At 64.1% G+C, this 17,876-nt stretch carries 18 protein-coding genes; 8 read left to right on the forward strand and 10 right to left on the reverse strand.

The genetic code is table 11. The annotated features are described in order from the left end of the window. The first annotated feature begins 41 nt into the window (after nt 1–41). Entirely contained in the window at nt 42–1,016 is a 975-nt protein-coding gene (locus ACOOE2_RS13810; RefSeq protein ID WP_420383567.1) for an MBL fold metallo-hydrolase, read from the forward strand. A 174-nt stretch (nt 1,017–1,190) separates the two neighbouring features. Here the strand turns inward: ACOOE2_RS13810 and ACOOE2_RS13815 are convergent, their stop codons facing one another. From ACOOE2_RS13815 to ffh, 10 genes are all read right to left on the reverse strand, one after another. Next, a complete protein-coding gene (locus ACOOE2_RS13815) occupies nt 1,191–2,216 on the reverse strand; it encodes an aspartate-semialdehyde dehydrogenase (protein ID WP_420383568.1) in 1,026 nt (341 codons plus the stop codon). A 32-nt stretch (nt 2,217–2,248) separates the two neighbouring features. Beyond that, nucleotides 2,249–4,519, reverse strand: coding sequence for a DPP IV N-terminal domain-containing protein (locus ACOOE2_RS13820; RefSeq protein ID WP_420383569.1), 2,271 nt, complete (start codon nt 4,517–4,519; stop codon nt 2,249–2,251). 112 nt (nt 4,520–4,631) lie between these two features. Continuing rightward, nucleotides 4,632–5,060, reverse strand: coding sequence for a 50S ribosomal protein L19 (gene rplS, locus ACOOE2_RS13825; protein ID WP_420383570.1), 429 nt, complete (start codon nt 5,058–5,060; stop codon nt 4,632–4,634). Further along, the gene (trmD, locus tag ACOOE2_RS13830) at nt 5,057–5,803 is read right to left on the reverse strand and encodes a tRNA (guanosine(37)-N1)-methyltransferase TrmD (protein ID WP_420383571.1); all 747 of its coding nucleotides are present in this window, start codon (nt 5,801–5,803) and stop codon (nt 5,057–5,059) included. The genes rplS and trmD overlap by 4 nt, the downstream gene beginning before the upstream one ends. A gap of 88 nt (nt 5,804–5,891) precedes the next feature. Further along, complete coding sequence (locus ACOOE2_RS13835) at nt 5,892–6,269, reverse strand: type II toxin-antitoxin system VapC family toxin (protein WP_420383572.1); 378 nt, start codon at nt 6,267–6,269, stop codon at nt 5,892–5,894. Next, nucleotides 6,266–6,544 (reverse strand): hypothetical protein, encoded by a 279-nt coding sequence (locus ACOOE2_RS13840; RefSeq protein WP_420383573.1) that lies wholly within the window; start codon nt 6,542–6,544, stop codon nt 6,266–6,268. The genes ACOOE2_RS13835 and ACOOE2_RS13840 overlap by 4 nt, the downstream gene beginning before the upstream one ends. A gap of 52 nt (nt 6,545–6,596) precedes the next feature. Continuing rightward, nucleotides 6,597–8,111: a serine hydrolase domain-containing protein gene (locus ACOOE2_RS13845; RefSeq protein WP_420383574.1), complete on the reverse strand. Its 1,515-nt coding sequence runs from the start codon at nt 8,109–8,111 to the stop codon at nt 6,597–6,599. A 187-nt stretch (nt 8,112–8,298) separates the two neighbouring features. Then, nucleotides 8,299–8,799 carry a ribosome maturation factor RimM gene (rimM, locus tag ACOOE2_RS13850; RefSeq protein WP_420384618.1) on the reverse strand — a complete coding sequence of 167 codons (501 nt, stop codon included), beginning with the start codon at nt 8,797–8,799 and terminating at the stop codon, nt 8,299–8,301. Continuing rightward, nucleotides 8,799–9,230: a 30S ribosomal protein S16 gene (rpsP, locus tag ACOOE2_RS13855; RefSeq protein WP_420383575.1), complete on the reverse strand. Its 432-nt coding sequence runs from the start codon at nt 9,228–9,230 to the stop codon at nt 8,799–8,801. The genes rimM and rpsP overlap by 1 nt, the downstream gene beginning before the upstream one ends. A gap of 38 nt (nt 9,231–9,268) precedes the next feature. After that, a complete protein-coding gene (gene ffh, locus ACOOE2_RS13860) occupies nt 9,269–10,744 on the reverse strand; it encodes a signal recognition particle protein (RefSeq protein WP_420383576.1) in 1,476 nt (491 codons plus the stop codon). 250 nt (nt 10,745–10,994) lie between these two features. Here ffh and ACOOE2_RS13865 point away from each other — a divergent pair, with 250 nt between their 5' ends. The 7 genes from ACOOE2_RS13865 (at nt 10,995) to ACOOE2_RS13895 (ending at nt 17,872) form a co-directional block, all read left to right on the forward strand. Beyond that, entirely contained in the window at nt 10,995–12,647 is a 1,653-nt protein-coding gene (locus ACOOE2_RS13865; RefSeq protein WP_420383577.1) for a putative bifunctional diguanylate cyclase/phosphodiesterase, read from the forward strand. Nucleotides 12,648–12,737: 90 nt separating this feature from the next. Continuing rightward, complete coding sequence (dapF, locus tag ACOOE2_RS13870; protein ID WP_420383578.1) at nt 12,738–13,562, forward strand: diaminopimelate epimerase; 825 nt, start codon at nt 12,738–12,740, stop codon at nt 13,560–13,562. Further along, nucleotides 13,559–14,752, forward strand: a complete 1,194-nt coding sequence (locus ACOOE2_RS13875; protein WP_420383579.1) for a MiaB/RimO family radical SAM methylthiotransferase — start codon at nt 13,559–13,561, stop codon at nt 14,750–14,752. The genes dapF and ACOOE2_RS13875 overlap by 4 nt, the downstream gene beginning before the upstream one ends. Further along, nucleotides 14,749–15,672, forward strand: coding sequence for a signal recognition particle-docking protein FtsY (gene ftsY / locus ACOOE2_RS13880; RefSeq protein WP_420383580.1), 924 nt, complete (start codon nt 14,749–14,751; stop codon nt 15,670–15,672). The genes ACOOE2_RS13875 and ftsY overlap by 4 nt, the downstream gene beginning before the upstream one ends. Further along, nucleotides 15,673–16,326: an inner membrane-spanning protein YciB gene (locus tag ACOOE2_RS13885; protein ID WP_420383581.1), complete on the forward strand. Its 654-nt coding sequence runs from the start codon at nt 15,673–15,675 to the stop codon at nt 16,324–16,326. 137 nt (nt 16,327–16,463) lie between these two features. Further along, nucleotides 16,464–17,000, forward strand: a complete 537-nt coding sequence (locus ACOOE2_RS13890; RefSeq protein WP_420383582.1) for a fimbrial protein — start codon at nt 16,464–16,466, stop codon at nt 16,998–17,000. 104 nt (nt 17,001–17,104) lie between these two features. Next, a complete protein-coding gene (locus ACOOE2_RS13895; RefSeq protein ID WP_420383583.1) occupies nt 17,105–17,872 on the forward strand; it encodes a fimbria/pilus periplasmic chaperone in 768 nt (255 codons plus the stop codon). Nucleotides 17,873–17,876 lie beyond the last annotated feature (4 nt).

A 17,876-nucleotide genomic window follows, 5' to 3' on the forward strand; every position in this document is an offset into this window, starting at 1 on the left:
TTATGCCGATATAACGGCTGACTTCGCAGTTCGGACAACCCATGCCCAAAAACCGCTATTACGACGGACCACCCAGCGCCCATTTCGACGGGCGCTTTTTCAACACCGCGCCGCCGACAGCCGACAAGACCTTTGCCGACATCCGGCAATGGCGCAAGACGTCGCAGCGAACGCCGTGGCCCGCGCACGTGCCCGTCCGCACGACCGTGCCCGACGAGCGCGTCACGGGCACCCGCATCACACTGGTGGGTCACGCGACCGTGCTGATCCAGATCGCGGGGCTGAACCTGCTGACCGACCCCGTGTGGTCAGACCGCTGCAGCCCGGTGCAGTTCGCCGGGCCCAAGCGCGTTTGCGCGCCGGGTGTGCGGTTCGAAGATCTGCCGCCGATCGATGCCGTGCTGCTGAGCCATAACCATTACGATCATCTTGATGTGGCGACTTTGCGCAAACTGGTAAAGCGTCACGACCCCCTGATCGTTACGCCGCTGGGCAATGACACGATCGTGCGCGCCAAAGTGCCCAAGGCACGGATCGTGACCGGCGACTGGTGGGATGTGCAGGTCGTGGGCGGCGCGGCGGTGACTTTCGTGCCCGCGCAGCACTGGTCGGCCCGCGGCATCTACGACCGGCGGATGGCGCTGTGGTGCGGATTTCATGTCCGCTCGGGCGGGCAGTCGGTCTATTTTGCAGGCGACACCGGCTACGGCGACGGCACGCTGTTTGCGACGATGCGTCAACGGCTGGGCGCGCCGGATATCGCGCTGCTGCCGATCGGCGCCTATGCCCCGCGCTGGTTCATGGCGGACCAGCACACCGATCCTGTGCAGACGTTACAGATCATGCGCGACCTCGATGCGCGCACCGCGCTGGCGATCCACTGGGGCGTGTTTCCGCTGAGCGATGAAGGGCGCGATGATCCGGTGGTCGAACTGCGCCAGGCGATGGCGGAGCAAGGCGTCGCGCAGGGGCGGTTCCGTTATGACGAACCGGGTTCAGTGTTCGATCTGACCTGATCCTCCCCGGAACGGGGAGGGGGACCGCCCGCAGGGTGGTGGAGGGGCGGTGCCTCATGGTGCCAACCGCGCCCAAACCGCTGCTGCCGGGTGCCCCAAGCGCCGAGCCCTCCATGAGGCACCGCCCCACCACCACTGCTTCGCGTGGTACCCCTCCCCGGGGGGGAGGAATTTTCAGCCCTTTTTCAAATGCCGGCGGCCCAGCAGTTCGGCGATCTGGATCGCGTTGAGCGCTGCACCTTTGCGAAGGTTGTCCGACACGCACCACAGCGACAGTCCATTATCGACAGTCGAATCCTCGCGGACGCGCGAAACGTATGTCGCGTAGTCGCCGACGCATTCGACAGGCGTCACGTATCCGCCATTTTCCCGCTTATCGACCAGCATGATCCCGGGCGCCTCGCGCAACGCATCCTGCGCTTCGGTCGCGCTGATTTCGCGCTCGAATTCGATATTCACCGCCTCGGAATGACCGACGAACACCGGCACGCGCACGCATGTCGCGACGACTTTGATCTTGGGATCGAGGATCTTCTTGGTCTCGACGACCATCTTCCACTCTTCCTTGGTCGAGCCATCGTCCAGAAAATCGTCGATATGCGGGATCACATTGAAGGCGATCTGCTTGGTGAATTTCTTGGGATCGACCGAATCACCGACAAATATGCCGCGGCTTTGTTCGAACAGTTCGTCCATCCCCTCTTTGCCCGCGCCCGATACCGACTGGTACGTGGCCACGACGACGCGCTTGATCTTGGCCAGGTCATGCAGCGGCTTTAGCGCGACCACCAGTTGCGCGGTCGAACAATTGGGGTTGGCAATGATGTTGCGCGCCTTGTACCCGGCAATCGCATCGGGATTCACTTCGGGCACGACCAGCGGCACGTCGGGGTCCATGCGGTACAGCGACGAATTGTCGATCACCACGCAGCCCTGGCTGGCGGCTTTTGGCGCGTAAGTTTTGGTAGGGCCCGACCCTGCGGCAAACAGCGCGATGTCCCAGCCGGTAAAGTCGAAATGTTCGAGATTCTGGACTTTCAGCACGCGCCCGCTGTCGCCGAAATCGACCTCGATCCCCTGCGAACGCGACGAGGCCAGCACTGCGATTTCGTCGATCGGAAATTCGCGCTCCGCCAGAATGTTGAGCATTTCGCGCCCGACATTGCCTGTCGCGCCCACGACCACTACCCGATAACCCATTGTAACTCTCCTGTGGCCCCGCAGGGTCGTACTTACTTGCCGCCCGCGACAACGCCGTGACGCGAAAGGAAATCGAACACGCTGTTGTACAGATGCACGCTGATCTTCGGTCCGCCGATGCCATGCGTCTGACCCGGATAGAGCATCATTTCAAACGGCACGGCGTGCGCCTGCATCGCCGCGGCAAAGGCGGTGGTGTTGTCGAGCACGACATTGTCATCGGCCATGCCGTGGATCACCAGCAGCGGATCGGTGATCTTCGGCGCATCGATCACTGCGCCGGCGCGGTCATAGACCCCGCCCGGCGCCTTGGGATCGCCGAGATATCGTTCGGTATAGGCGGTGTCATAGAGTTCCCACCGCGTGACCGGCGCGACTGCGATTGCCGCAGCCCACACGCCCGGATGTTTCTCCAGCATCTTGAGCGACATATACCCGCCATACGACCAGCCGAACGTGGCGATCCGCGCGGGATCGACATAGCTCTGCGCCTTCAGCCACTGCGTGCCGGCCAGCTGGTCCTCGACTTCGACCGAGCCCATCGCATGCCAGATCGGGCTTTCGAACGCGACGCCGCGCGCATTGGAGCCACGGTTGTCGATCGCGAAATAGATATAGCCCTTGGCAACGATCGCCTGCGCCAGCGCGCCCTGCCAGCCGTGGTGCACGACCTGCACGCTGGGCCCGCCATAGTGATAGGTGAACACTGGATAGCGCTTGCCGGGCTCCATCACCGGCGTGATCATCATCCAGTGCAGGTCGGTGCCATCCGCGGCCTTGATCGTACCGAATTGCGCGGGGCGGTGCGCCGCCAGATATGGCGCATAAGGATGCGCGCCGGTGACGCTGTTTTCCTCGATCCATGCCAGCCGCTCGCCTTTGGCATCAGCCAGGTACGATTGCGGCGGCTGCCCATCGGCATTGCGCGTGACGATCAGCGTGTGTCCGGCGGCATCGGCACTGGCGCTATTGGCAAAGGCCGGATCGCCAAGCGGGGTCAGCGTGTCGGCATGCGCCAGATCGAGCGCATACACCTGGGGCGACAGCACATCGTCACGGTTTCCGGTCAGGATCACGCGGCCCGCCGTTTCATCGACCGCGACCAGCCCGGAAACTTCCCAGTTGCCATGTGTCAGCTGCCGGAATGCGCCGTTCTGGTAATGGTAAAGATGCCCGTGGCCATCGCGTTCGGACCACCAGATCAGGCTGCCGTCAGCAAGAAAGCGGTAGTCGTCGGACAGGTTGATCCAGCTTTTGGGCGCAGCGTGTTCGCTGAACAACACATGCGACGCGCCCGTGGCAGGATCGACCGCCAGCATGTCGAGCTGATCCTGCACGCGGTTCAGGCGCTGCACATACAGCGTCTTGCCATCGTGCGACCAGTCGACGCGCGCGAGATAGATATCCTTGTCGGGGCCCAGATCGACATCGACCTTGCTTTCGCCGTCGGTGCCCAGGATCGACAGCGACACGACCGCATTGGCGGTGCCGGCGGCCGGATAGCGCTGCGTCGTAACGTGCGTGGCGCCCGCGCCGATCGCGGCGCGCGTAACGACCGCAACCCCGCTTTCGTCGTAACGTTCGACCGCCAGGCGCGTTTCATCGGGCGACCACCACGATCCGGCAAAGCGGTGCAGCTCTTCCTGCGCGATGAATTCGGCCTCACCCCAATGCACGTCGGCATTGGTTTCGGCTGGCGATACCGCAACCGCCTTGCCCGACAGCGGCGCGACCCACAGCCGGCGGTCGCGCACGAAGGCGATGTGGCCGCCCTTTGGTCCCAGCGTCGGGTTGAGCACTTCGCCGCCTTGCGCACCGGCGATCGGCGCGACGGTGCCAGCATCCGTGCCGGTCACATGCGCCAGGAACAGCTGGCCATCGACCGGCACCAGCACGCTTTGCGAATCGGGCGCCCAGTCGTAGCCGACGATGCCTTTCAGATCGCCGATACGCTCGCGCTCGCGCTGCATCTTGGCCGCTTCGGACAGCTCCTTGCCGCTGCTCAGCTTCAGCGAATCGACCAGCATGCGCCAGGTGTTGGTGTGGCGGTCATAGCCCCACAGGTCATAGCGCGTACGATCGTCGGGCCGGTTGCGCAGCATGGTCAGGAACCGGCCATCGGGCGACAGCTTGACCCCGCGCGGCACCGCGCCGGCGATGCCGGGGCTGGCGAACACGCGTTCGAGCGTGATCGCGGCTGGCGCGGCAGTAGCGGACACGGCATTCTCCCGGGCGGAAACGAACGAAGGAGCCAAGCCGGCGATCGCAACGGCAGTGATCAGCGAAATCGGCAAGCGGCGCATTCTGCTTCTTCCAAAAAATAAACGACAAATACGAAAAAGGCGCCCCGGCTGAAAGCCAGGACGCCTTTTCACGTTTGTTGCGTGGTCGGCAATGGGCTTTCGCCCATCCTGGTCAGCTTTCGGTGGTGGCCGAGGTTTTCGCTGACGCTGCGGCGTTCTGGGCCTTGACGTCGCTGGGGCGCGGATCGCGACGTTCGACGATACGCGCCGATTTGCCGCGACGACCGCGCAGGTAATACAGTTTCGCACGCCGCACGATACCGCGACGCACGACGGTAATCGAATCGATGTTGGGCGAATACAGCGGGAATACGCGTTCCACGCCTTCGCCGAACGAGATCTTGCGCACGGTGAAGTTAGAGCCGAGGCCGCGGTTCGAGCGCGCGATCACGACACCTTCATAGGCCTGGACGCGCGTCCGTTCGCCTTCGACAACACGCACGCCGACGCGCACGGTGTCACCGGCGCGAAACGCGGGGATCTCTTTCTTGGTCAGGAATTCGGCAATGGCTTCAGCTTCAAGCTGCTGAATCAAATTCATTTTCGTTCGTCCGTCGTTCCACGCTGCGCACCAGAGGCAGACTGGACCCGAACGCCTGTATGACGTTCCCAAAGGTCCGGCCTGCGTAGCCGGGTATCGACCTCTGCCTGGGTTTGACGCCAGGCAGCGATCTTCGCATGATCCCCCGATCGCAGCACTTCAGGGATCGTGCGCCCTTCCCATTCACCGGGCCGGGTATAGTGGGGGTATTCAAGAAGACCGTTTTCAAACGATTCCTCGTGCCCACTGGAAGCCGCGCCCATTACGCCGGGAAGCAGGCGAATGCAAGCATCGAGCACAATCAGCGCCGCACACTCCCCGCCCGACAGCACGACATCGCCCACCGCGATCTCCTCGACATCGCGCCCGGCAAAAATCCGCTCGTCAAACCCCTCGAACCGCCCACACACCACAGTGACCCCGGGGCCTGCTGCGAGCGCGCGCACGCGCTCCTGCGTCAGTGGGGTGCCACGCGGCGTCATCGCGATCACAGGGGCCTCCGGATGCAACGTACGGGCATGATCGATCGCACGGGCAAGCACATCGGCGCGCAGCACCATCCCTGCCCCGCCGCCGGCGGGCGTGTCATCGACGGTGCGATGCTTGTCCTGCGCAAAATCGCGGATCTGCACGGTGTCGAGCGACCACGTCCTCTCCGCCAGCGCGCGGCCGGCCAGGCTATGGCCAAGCGGGCCCGGGAACATGTCGGGATATAGGGTGAGGATAGTGGCGGCAAAAGTCATCGAACACCGTCTCGCATGCACACCAACTTCACCCTACCCGTCACCCCGGGCTTGATCCGGGGTCCCGCTTCTTCCGCACAACGCGGCATCAAAGCGTCCAGTCCTCGACATCGAGCCCCGGCACGTCCGAGAAATCAGCAACATTGTTGGTCACGATTTTCGCACCGAGACTGAGAGCATGTGCGGCAAGCAACCGATCAAACCGTCCACGACGAAACGGCAGCGTGGCATACAGCCGCGCCGCGGCTTCGTCGAAGGGCGCGAGCGGAATTACCGCCAGCAACGCATCGAGTGCCTGCGGCGGAGGTGGCTTGCCGCGATGAGAACCGAGCGCGACTTCGGCAAATGTGATTGCCGAGATCGCTAATGTCCCCGGCTGCGATGCCGCAATGCGCCGTGTCACTGGCGACGCGGCATCAGCAAGCGCAAAGATTACACAATTGGTGTCAATCAGATAGCTGATCACGCCGCTTTATCGTCTCCGAGCCGCGCAGCAATCGCACTGGGACGTTCTTCGAACTCGCGCAGCTCAGGCGGCAGCGGTTTCAGCCACGGCGCCTTCCCGGCGAAACCACTGACATCGATTGTGCGGCGTGCTGGCTCCTTGCGGCGTAGCACCAGGTCGTCGCCTTGTGCGACGACTGTCCAGTCGGCGCCGGGTTCGACGCGCAGGACAGCGGGCATCCTTATCGCGACAGAATTCCCCGAACGAAAGCTTCTGGCGTTGTATTCCTGGCCCATGACCAACTCCTGTATATCCCGCCAGTATATACAATTCGCTCAATTTGTCGAGTCAGGTCTTCGGCACGAACGTATACCGCAACGCCTGCAACGTGATCGGCTTGGTGGGCGCCAGCATGACGGTACCTTCGATCGTACCGCGTTCGCACACCCAGGTGAACGAACCCATCATCGCGTTGTCGGGCCGGATCGGGCTCGACGTTTCGCATCGGCCCGCCTGCGCCTTGGTTTCGCGCAGCACTTTGGCCCAGTTCGCGGTCGTGCGGTCCATCGCAAAGTTCATCGCGACCTTGTCCTGCAGGTGCACGACCGAGCCCTGCGCCCAGACTTCGCCGGCGGCGCCGTAAAACATGGCCAGCTCTGGCGACACCGCAAGCACCCGGCGCTTGATCGCGCCCTGTTGCAGCATCAGCACCGCGCTGTCCCACACCGGCGCGGTCGGTCCGGCATATGTCTTGTTGGCAAAGGCAAACAGCGCGACGCCGAATTCGGGCAGCAGCAGCGCGTGGCTGCCATAGCCGGGATAGCCGCCGCCATGGTTGAGCGTCAGGCCAAGGTCGCAATCCTGGATCACCCGCCAGCCCATGCCATAGGCGGCCGCCCCCGGGCATGCAGTCGCCCCGCTGGCGCCATAGCGATGGGACACGAATTGAAAGTTGAGTCCCGTGGCGATCTGCCGCACCGTCCCGCGCTTGACCGGGCCGGTGTCGGTATCGTCGCGCGGCGGCCATGCCGTCAGCAGGAATGACAGCCATTTGGCATAGTCGCGCGCACTGACCGACAGCCCGCCCATCGAATTGAACGCGCCATCGGCCATCGTCGGCTCGAGCGCCCAGGCCTCGTTTTCCCACCGGTAGCCGAGCGCGCGCCGGTCCGCCTGCAATTCGCGCACATCATAGCCGCTTGCCCGCATCCCCAACGGCCATAGCAGCGTTTTCTCGACATAGTTGCGATAGGGCGCATGGGTGACATTGGCGATCACCCGGCCCAGGATCGCATAGCCGAGGTTGGCATAATCGTAACGCATTTCAGGCGCTTGTGCGAACGGAACTCCGGCGGCGAGCAATTTGGTGAAGTCGTCCTGCGGCAACGGCGTCTGGCGGTCGCCCCACGGGTCATCGGTTACGAAACCCGCCACGTGGTGCAGCAGGTCGCGGATCGTGATGCGCGGCGAATCTGCGGTGGCATTGCCCCAGCCACGCATTTCAGGAACGTATTTTTCCGCCGGATCGTCGAGACTGAGCAGCCCTTTGTCGCGCAATGACAGGATCGACAGCGCGGTGAACGCCTTGGTCATCGAGGCAATGCGGAACAGCGTGTCCTGCGTGACCGGTGTGCGTGTGGTCAGGTCCTGCATGCCCAGGCCGCGCACGTAGGCGAGCTGGCCATCGGCGACCACGCCGTAGACCATGCCTGGCACGTGGTTTTCCGCCATCCATTTGGCGAAAATCGTGTCGATCTGTGGCTCGATCGCAACGAGCGCTGGCGACGGCGTGGGCTGGACTTGTGCGATGGCGGGCTGGGCGACAGCCATGGCGATTGCCGCGATTATCTGTTTCGTGCGCATGACGTGCCTCTGCTCCTCCAACTTCGCTCATCCTGAGCTTGTCGAAGGACGCGCGTCAACGCCAGTCCCATGTTTGTGGTGCGCCAAGCCCTCGGGCAGCGCGCATCCTTCGACAGGCTCAGGATGAGCGGGGGTGGGGTTAAAGAGTAATCAAAAGCGTGCGCGCGACATTCTTTGTTATCCGCGCTCAGTCTTCTGCCCAGGCCGCCGTGATCACCAGCCGATTGTCATCCCATTCGGGCACGGCTTCGGTGCGCACGGGCACCATGAATGTCTTGCCGTCGGGGCGGCGCACTTCGAGCACGTCGCCCGCGCCGAAATTGTCGATCGCGATGCAGGTGCCGAGCGCGGTGCCATCGGTTGATACGGCGGGCAGGCCGATCACATCGGCATGGTAATATTCGCCCTCGCCCAGCGGCGGGAGCGCCGAGCGCGGGACGGCAAGCGTCGTTCCGCGCAGGCTTTCCGCTCCATTTCGGTCGGTGCACTGGGCCAGCCGGGCAATCGCGCCGCCCTTGCCGTCATCGCGCACCGCAGTCAGCGTCAGGTTGCCGTCGTTGAATGCGCCGGCCTGGCCCAGGTGGCGGCGCAAGGCCACCACCCCATCGCCAAACAGTTTCAGACGCACCTCACCGGCCACACCATGCGCGCCGGCAATGGCGGCCAGTGTGACCAGCTTGCCCAAAATCAGGCTTCCGTCGTTTCGGCAGCGGCCTCGGGTTCAGCAGCAGGCTCGGGCGCTGGTGCCGGCTTGGCTGCTTCGGCCGCAGCTTCGGCGGCTTCGGCAGCCTTCTTGGCCTTGTCTTCGGCGCGTTCCTTGGCCTTCTTGCCGGGGACGCCGGCGGCCGGGTTGTTGGTCGCGGTGCGTTCCTTGATGCCGGCCTTGTCGAGCAGACGGGCGACGCGGTCGGTCGGCTGCGCGCCGACGCCCAGCCAGTAGCGCACGCGATCCTCGATCAGGCGCACGCGGGTTTCATCGTCCTTGGCCAGCAGCGGGTTGTACGTGCCGACCTGTTCCAGATACTTGCCATCGCGCGGCGCGCGGCTGTTGGCGATGACGATCTTGTAATAAGGACGCTTTTTGGAACCGCCACGCGACAGCCGCAGAGAAACAGACATCAATTCTACCTTTCAAACAATTTCAAAAACACATTCGATTATTTACGTTTAAGCAAATCACCAATATTTGAGGGCATGCTGCCCAGGCCGGGCAGCTTGCCGCCCAGACCGCCCAATCCGCCAAGACCACCCGGGCCCATCTGCTGGTCGAGGCCGGGCATGGCGTCGCTCATGCCGCCCTTGCCGAACATCGCCGCCAGGCCCTTCAATCCGCCCATCTTGCGGATCTGCTTCATCGCGCGGGCCATTTCCTGATGCATTTTCAGGATCTTGTTCACGTCCTGCACTTGCGTCCCCGACCCTTTGGCGACGCGGATCTTGCGCTTGGCGTTCAGCAATTCGGGCTTGGCGCGTTCCTTGGGCGTCATCGACCCGATGATCGCATCCATGCGCAACAGCACCTTGTCGTCCATGCCCGAGCCGGCCATCGCCTGCTTGGCCTTTTTCATGCCGGGGATCATGCCCGCCAGCGCGCCGAGCCCGCCCATGCGCTGCATCTGGCGCAATTGCGTGCGCAAGTCGTTCATGTCGAATTCGCCCTTCGACATGCGCTGTGCCAGGCGTTCGGCTTCGTCGGCATTGACTGCGGCTGCGGCCTTTTCGACGATCGAGACGATATCGCCCATGCCCAGAATGCGACCGGCGACACGCACCGGATCGAATGCTTCGAGCGCATCGAGCTTTTCACCCGTGGCGGCAAATTTGATCGGCTGCCCGGTGACCGCACGCATCGACAGCGCCGCACCGCCGCGTGCGTCGCCGTCCATGCGGGTCAGCACAACGCCGGTCAGCGGCACCTGGCTCGCAAAATTCTGCGCCACGTTGACCGCGTCCTGCCCGGTCAGCGCATCGACCACCAGCAGCGTTTCGCGCGGGGACGAGATCGCGCCGACGGCCTTCATCTCGTCCATCAGCGCCTGATCGACATGCAACCGGCCGGCCGTGTCGAGCAGCAGCACATCGACCGCCTGCAGCCTGGCCGCATGCAGCGCGCGGGTCGCGATTTCGGTCGGCTGTTGCCCTGTAATGATCGGCAATGTCGCCACGCCGACCTGGCCGCCGAGCACGGCAAGCTGTTCCTGCGCCGCCGGACGATTGACATCGAGCGAGGCCATCAGGACTTTCTTGCCCTGCCGGTCCTTCAGGAACTTGGCGATCTTTGCGGTGCTGGTGGTCTTGCCCGAGCCTTGCAGCCCGACCATCATGATCACCACCGGCGGCACTGCCGTCAGATCGAGATCGACCATCCCGCCGCCGAGCATCTCGACGATCGCATCATGGACGATCTTGACGACCTGCTGCCCCGGCGTGACCGAACGCAGGACCTGTTGCCCGATCGCCTGTTCGGTTACGCCATCGACAAACCGGCGCACCACCGGCAGCGCGACATCGGCCTCCAGCAGCGCGATCCGCACTTCGCGCATGGCCGCGCGCACGTCCTCTTCGGACAGCGCGCCACGACCACGCAGGCGGTCGAAAACGCCGCTCAGCCGGTCTGACAGACTATCGAACACTACGCGAATCTCCTGCCGAACGCGTGAAACGCAAAAAACACCGGTGGGCGAAACCTCGCCGACCAGCGTTCCACATTGCGCTGCACGAGCCAAATGCGAATCTGCAGCACCGGCCATGACGGCCGGTCCAGACCGCGCCCCTAGGCCAGGTGTGCGGATTTGGCAAGAGTGGCCGACTTAACGGAAACTTCAGCAGCCAGATGTACACAACGCCACATAAATTCAAACAGAGGACGGCACACCCTCGATCATGTCGCGACAGGCTTTTCAGCTTCGAAAAAACAGCGGGTCGGCCCTGAGCCGCACCGAGCGCGACATTGCGGCAATCGGAGTCATCTTTGCCGCGCTGGCCCTGTTCGTCGGCACCGGATCCTCGGTGTTCATCCACCTGACCCGCCATCTGCTGTTCGGCGAAGCCAACGACGACACCATCCTGACCACGGCTCTGTTGCTGAATATCGCGCTGATCGTGTTCGGATGGCGCCGCTATGTCGATCTGTCACGCGAGGTCGCCGCGCGGCGCGAGGCCGAAACCGCCGCGCTGCGGCTGGCCGACACCGACCCGCTGACCGGCCTGGAAAACCGCCGCAGTTTCGATGTGACGCTGACGCGAATGGCACAGGCCACCACGCATGACGGCGGCAGCCTTGCGCTGATCCTGATCGATCTCGACCAGTTCAAGACCGCCAACGACGCGCACGGCCACAAGACCGGCGACACCGTGCTGATCGAGGCGGCACGGCGCGCAAAAGTCATGCTGGGGGTCGATGCAGCACTGGCACGGCTGGGCGGCGATGAATTCGCCGCGCTGGTGCGGTTTGCGCCCGGTGCAGACGCGCGCGGCCAGGCCGAACGGATCGCCACGCGGATCGGCGCCGCGATCGCGCTGCCGATCGACTGCGACGATACGATCGTGACGGTCACCGCTTCGATCGGGATAGCATGCGACAGGATCGCGCCGGACCGTGCGTCTTGCGATGGCTTTGGCGAAGCGCTGATGCATCAGGCCGACCTCGCCATGTACCAGGCCAAGAAAGCCGGCCGCAACCGCCATTGCTGGTTCGATCCCGAGATGGAAACCGAGATACTCGAGCGCAGCCGGCTGGAACAGGGGATCCGCCATGGCCTCAGAAATGGCGAATTCCGGCCGCATTACGAAAAACAGGTCAATCTGGCGACGGGCGCCATTACCGGTCTGGAAATGCTGGCGCGGTGGCATTCGCCCGATCTTGGCGTGATCGGCCCCGACGTGTTCGTGCCGATTGCCGAAGAGATTGGCGTGATGCCCGAATTGTCCGAAGCGCTGATCCGCCAGGCGCTGATCGACGCCGGCGAGTGGGCGCCGCATCTGACGCTGGCAATCAACATCTCGCCGGTGCAGTTGCGCGACCCGTGGTTCGCCCAACGTTTGCTCAAGCTGCTGATCGAGGCGCGGATGCCGCCGCACCGCATCGATGTCGAAGTCACCGAACAGTGCCTCACTGAAAACCTGACGCTGGTGCGTTCGCTGATCACGTCTTTGCGCAACCAGGGCGTGCGCATCAGCCTCGACGATTTTGGCCACAGCGAATCCAGCATGGCGCATTTGCGCACATTGCCGTTCGACCGCATCAAGATCGACCGCAATTTCATTGCCGGCCTCGGCCAAAGCGCCGACAGCACCGCGATGGTCGAGGCGATTTCCGCAATGGGCCGGGGCATGGACCTGGCGATCACCGCTGAAGGCATTGAATCGGTCGAAATCCTTGACGAATTGCGCAAGCTTGGCGCGTTTCGCGGCCAGGGCTATGTTTATGGTCAGCCACTGAGCGCCGATGATTTGCGGACCGAACTGGTCGAATTGAACCTGCTGGCGGTGGTACCGACGCCAGTGCCGTTAACGGGCGACCGCCACCGGGCATAGGAGCGCGGCTGCGCCAGCAAACCTCGTAGCGGTTCGCTCGGCCGAGATTCCGGTATCGAACAGCGCCGGCATGTTATAGGAGCGCGCGCCATGCACGTTCCGTTTCGCAAGATGCATGGCCTGGGCAACGACTTCGTCGTGATCGACGCGCGCGCGCGACCGATCGCGATCAGCGCGCGCCGCGCCGCCGCGCTGGCCGACCGCCTGACGGGGGTCGGCTGCGATCAGCTGATCGTGCTGGAGCCGTCGGACAATGCCGACGTGCGCATGCGCATTTTCAACCCCGATGGCGGCGAAGTCGAGGCATGCGGCAATGCCAGCCGCGCGGTCGGGGTGTTGCTCGCCAATGAACGTGCCGACGGCGGGACGCGCATCGAAACGCTGGGCGGGACGATTGTCGCCCACGCCCATGCGCACGGGATCAGCGTCGCGATGGGCCACCCGCGCTTTGGCTGGGACGAGATACCGCTCGCCTATGCAATGGATACGCTGCGCATGCCGGTCGGCTGGGAGGATCTCGAAAGCCCCGCCGCGGTCAATGTCGGCAATCCGCATGTGGTGTTTTTCGTGCCCGATTGCGGCGCGGTGGATCTGGCGCGGCTGGGGCCGATCATCGAAACCGATCCACTGTTTCCCCGCAAGATCAACGTCAATGTCGCGACGCTGACCGGGCCCGATGCGATTACGCTGCGGGTATGGGAACGCGGCGCCGGGCTGACCCGCGCCTGTGGCACCGGCGCCTGCGCCACTGCGATCGCGGCGATGCGCCGCCGCCTGACGGGGCGCAAAGTCGTTGTCACGCTGCCCGGTGGTCCGCTGACGATCGAATGGGACGATGCCGATCAGATCATCATGACCGGCCCCGCCACGACCAGTTTCACCGGCGCCTTCGACGAGGCCGACTACCCGGCATGACCGAACCCGTTTTTCCCGAAACGGTCGCGACGCTCGGCTGCCGGCTCAATCTTGCCGAAAGCGAGACGATCCGCACGATGCTTGCCGGCGCGCCGGGACACACCGTGGTGGTCAATTCGTGCGCAGTCACTGCCGAAGCGGTGCGCCAGTCGCGCCGCGCCGTGCGCCGCTTGCGCCGCGACAATCCCGATGCGCGCCTGATAGTGACCGGCTGTGCCGCAACGATCGACCCCGCCGGGTTTGGCGCCATGCCCGAAGTCGATGCGGTCGTGCTCAACCCCGCCAAGATGATGCCGCAGACCTGGCAGGCCCCTGCCCGGCCCAATGCCGCGCCATCGGTGCATCACACCCGCGCGTTCGTGCCGGTACAGACCGGGTGCGACCATGCCTGCACGTTCTGCATCATTCCGGCCGGACGCGGCGCCAGCGTGTCGAGCCCGATCGCGGATGTGATCCGGCGGATCGACGCGCATCTGGCGCATGGCGCCTGCGAAGTCGTGCTGACCGGCGTCGATGTAACCGGCTGGGGCGCCGATCTGCCCGGAGCCCCGCGCTTCGGCGATCTGGTTGCGGCAATCCTGCTGGCGTTTCCGGCGCTGCCCCGGTTGCGGCTGTCGTCGCTCGACGGGGTCGAGATCGACGATCATCTGTTCGAGATCCTGACCGGCGAGACCCGCGTGATGCCGCATGTCCACCTGTCGCTGCAATCGGGCGACGACATGGTGCTGAAACGCATGAAGCGCCGCCATTCGCGCGGGCAAGCGGTCGATCTGGTCGAACGCCTGATCGCGCGCCGCCCCGACATCGCCATCGGCGCCGACCTGATCGCCGGGTTTCCGACCGAAACAGACGCGATGCACGCCAACAACCTGAGCCTGATCGCTGCGGCGCGAATCGTCCATGGCCATATTTTTCCTTATTCGCCCCGCCCCGGCACGCCGGCAGCGCGCATGCCGCAGGTCGATCCGGTGATCGTGCGCGCCCGCGCAGCGCAATTGCGCGCCAGCGTCGCGCAGGCGCGTGCGGGTTGGCTGCAGACTTTGGTGGGTTCCCCGCGCGAAGTGCTTGCCGAATGCGACGGCACCGGCCATTCGGGCGAATTCGCAGGCTATCGCCTGCCCATGGGAACGATCGCGGGGCAACTTGTCACGCTGACGCCCACGACAGTTTCCGAAGGATTGCTGGCATGAGTAGCGAAACGTGGAGCGACCGGCTGCTGGGTGGCCTGCGTCAGACCCGCGAGCGGCTGGCCGACAACCTGTCCGGGCTTGCCGGCGGCGGCAAGCTCAGCGATGCGCAACTCGACGACATCGAGGACGCGCTGATCGCCTCTGACCTCGGCCCGCGCGCGGCAGGGCGTATCCGCGCCCGGCTCGCGCAGGGCAAGTTCGAGGCCGGGCTGGATGACGCGGCGCTGCGCAAGACGGTGGCCGGCGAAATCGAGGCGATCCTGAGCCCGGTCGCGCGTCCGCTCGACATCATCGCCTTTCCGCGGCCCCAGGTGATCCTGGTGATCGGCGTCAACGGCTCGGGCAAGACGACGACGATCGCCAAGCTGGCGCATCTGTTCCAGGAACAGGATTACGCCGTTATGATCGCGGCGGGCGATACATTCCGCGCCGCCGCCATCGGCCAGTTGCGCGTGTGGGCCGATCGGCTGGGCGTGCCGATCATCGCGGGCGCCGAAGGCGGCGATCCCGCCTCGATCGTGTTCGACGCGGTCAAGGCCGCAACCGATGCCGGCACCGACGTGCTGATCGTCGACACCGCCGGGCGATTGCAGAACAAGCGCGAGCTGATGGATGAACTGGCGAAAATCCGCCGCGTGCTCGGCCGGCTCAACCCCGCCGCACCGCATGACGTCGTGCTCGTGCTCGATGCCACCAACGGGCAGAACGCGCTGCAGCAGATCGAAACCTTTCGCAATGTCGCCGGCGTCACCGGGCTGGTCATGACCAAGCTCGACGGCACCGCGCGCGGCGGCGTTCTCGTCGCGGCGGCCGAACAGTACGGATTGCCGATCCACGCCATCGGCGTCGGCGAAAAAATCGATGACTTGCGCCCGTTCGACCCTGCACTGGTCGCCCGGGTCATTGCCGGAGATGTGTGAGTGAGCACCCAACGCAAGCCTGCCAAATCGTCCTGGGTCAACCTGGCCGTCGACTATGGGCCGTTGCTGGTGTTTTTCCTGGCTTATCGCCATTTCAACCCCAAGGGCGGTGATCCGGGCGTCGCCGCAGTCGTCGCGGTGACCAAAAGCACGATCGCGTTCATGGTGGCCACGGTCGTCGCGTTGATCGTGTCGAAATGGCGGCTGGGCAAGATTTCGCCGATGCTGTGGCTCTCATCCAGCCTGATCATCGGGTTCGGCGCGCTGACCGTGTTCCTGGGCGATCCGACCTGGATCCAGATCAAGCCGACTGTCGTATACGTGCTGTTTGCCGCGATCCTGTTCACGGGCTTGCGCTTCAAGCGCGCGATGCTGCGCGATCTGCTGCAATCCGCCTTCGATGGGCTCGACGACCGGGGTTGGCTGAAACTGTCGCGCAACTGGGCCTGGTTCTTCACATTCCTGGCCATCTTCAACGAAGTGCTGCGCCATATGTACAACAAGGACAACGGCGGGTTCGAAACCTGGCTGACGATCAAGGTGTGGGGGGTGACCGCGCTGTCGTTCCTGTTCACATTCGCGCAGGTGCCGATGCTGATGCGCCACGGCCTGGGCGATGTCGCAGAGGCGGAGACCGAGGTCCCGCACGATTGAACGGTTGCGACCGGCCGTCGCAAACCTTTCCGGTCAAGACAGGATTTCTCAGGATTCATACGTAGTTGCCCCCGCGACGTCCTTTAAGCGCCCGCGGCTAATCTGACGGTGTTGAAACACCAGCAAGGGCGGCGATCATGATTGGGAAAATTGTAACAGCCACCGCCGTGGCATTCTGCGCACTGTTTTTCGGCGCTTCGGCTTATGCCTCCGACGGCACCATCACGTTTACGGGCAACATCTCGTCCGCGACCTGTACGGTCAAACTGGGCAACGGCGCCAACGGCACCGGCACCATCATTCTGCCCAACGTGTCGAGCTCGGTCCTGTCGGCCGCCGCACAGAATGCGGGCGCCACTGCGTTTGCCATCAATCTGAGCGCGTGCACGACCGGCAAGACGGTCAATGCCTTTTTCGAAGCCGGGACGAACGTCGACCTGCTGACCGGAAACCTGCTCAACACCGGCACTGCAACCGGTGTCGAAGTGCAGCTGCAAACCGCCGCTGGCACCAATATCGCAGTGGGTAGCCCGGGGCAGGCCACGAACACCGGCATCAATACGACTTCGACCCCGAGCGGCACGCTGAATTACATTGCCCGCTATTATGCCACAGCCGCATCGGCAGCCGGCACGGTCGTGTCAACCGTGACGTATTCGATCACGTATCTGTAAGACTGTCCCGAACCAGGGGCTGTTTTTCCACTTGTCCGCAAATGCCGGAGGCTATGCAAATGGCGGTCCCAGTCTCTGGCCGAACCCTTCGTGCTGCCTGTCGTTTGCCCGTCGCCCTGCTGGTCGCTGCGCTGGTGGTGTGGTGGGCAACGGGACCGATCGCGTTCGCCGCTGTCATCGTCGACGGGACGCGCGTCATCTATCCGGCAAACCGGCACGAGGTTTCGGTCAATCTGCACAATGTCGGGGAAGCGCCATCGCTTGTCGAAGTGTGGATCGACAATGGCAGGGACCGGACGTCGGTCAAGGACGCGCCCAAACCGGGTGATCCGCCGGCGGCCGATGTGCCGTTCGTCGCAACGCCGCCGCTGTTCCGGCTCGACCCCGCGCAAGGGCAGACGCTGCGGCTGATCTACACCCAAAATCCTTTGCCGACCGACCGCGAAACGGTGTTCTGGCTCAATGTGCTCGACATTCCGCCGCGCGCAAAAGCCAATCCCGATGCGCCAAACCAGCTTGAAATGGCATTTCGTCACCGGCTGAAGATCTTTTTCCGTCCCGCCGGCCTTCACGGCGATCCCGCCGACGCGCCAAAGGCCGTGGTCTGGTCGATCGCGGCGGGGGCAGATGGCCTGGCGCTGATCGCGCGCAATCCGACGCCCTATCATATCGCGTTCGTCAGCGCCGATGTAACCGCAGGCGCCGTCCACGATGAGGCGCGGACCGAAATGGTCGCGCCAGACAGCAGCGCGCGCTTTGCCATGACCCAAACTGCCCTGAAGAATGCGGGCGCGGTCAAAATCCATTACAGCTTCATCAATGACTACGGCGCGGTCGTCACCGGCGACGCCGCCGCGAGCCGCGCGCCGTAAACAG

The sequence above is a fragment of the Novosphingobium sp. genome, from assembly GCF_965214355.1.
Taxonomy (GTDB): Bacteria; Pseudomonadota; Alphaproteobacteria; order Sphingomonadales; family Sphingomonadaceae; genus Novosphingobium.

Bases quoted from the DNA above. Each gene is read 5' to 3' on its own strand.
- rpsP (WP_420383575.1), bottom strand. From the start codon at position 9,230: ATGTCTGTTTCTCTGCGGCTGTCGCGTGGCGGTTCCAAAAAGCGTCCT.
- dapF (WP_420383578.1), top strand. From the start codon at position 12,738: ATGCACGTTCCGTTTCGCAAGATGCATGGCCTGGGCAACGACTTCGTC.
- ACOOE2_RS13810 (WP_420383567.1), top strand. From the start codon at position 42: ATGCCCAAAAACCGCTATTACGACGGACCACCCAGCGCCCATTTCGAC.
- ACOOE2_RS13890 (WP_420383582.1), top strand. From the start codon at position 16,464: ATGATTGGGAAAATTGTAACAGCCACCGCCGTGGCATTCTGCGCACTG.
- rplS (WP_420383570.1), bottom strand. From the start codon at position 5,060: ATGAATTTGATTCAGCAGCTTGAAGCTGAAGCCATTGCCGAATTCCTG.
- ACOOE2_RS13875 (WP_420383579.1), top strand. From the start codon at position 13,559: ATGACCGAACCCGTTTTTCCCGAAACGGTCGCGACGCTCGGCTGCCGG.
- ACOOE2_RS13815 (WP_420383568.1), bottom strand. From the start codon at position 2,216: ATGGGTTATCGGGTAGTGGTCGTGGGCGCGACAGGCAATGTCGGGCGC.
- ACOOE2_RS13865 (WP_420383577.1), top strand. From the start codon at position 10,995: ATGTCGCGACAGGCTTTTCAGCTTCGAAAAAACAGCGGGTCGGCCCTG.
- trmD (WP_420383571.1), bottom strand. From the start codon at position 5,803: ATGACTTTTGCCGCCACTATCCTCACCCTATATCCCGACATGTTCCCG.
- ACOOE2_RS13840 (WP_420383573.1), bottom strand. From the start codon at position 6,544: ATGGGCCAGGAATACAACGCCAGAAGCTTTCGTTCGGGGAATTCTGTC.
- ACOOE2_RS13820 (WP_420383569.1), bottom strand. From the start codon at position 4,519: ATGCGCCGCTTGCCGATTTCGCTGATCACTGCCGTTGCGATCGCCGGC.
- ftsY (WP_420383580.1), top strand. From the start codon at position 14,749: ATGAGTAGCGAAACGTGGAGCGACCGGCTGCTGGGTGGCCTGCGTCAG.
- ACOOE2_RS13845 (WP_420383574.1), bottom strand. From the start codon at position 8,111: ATGCGCACGAAACAGATAATCGCGGCAATCGCCATGGCTGTCGCCCAG.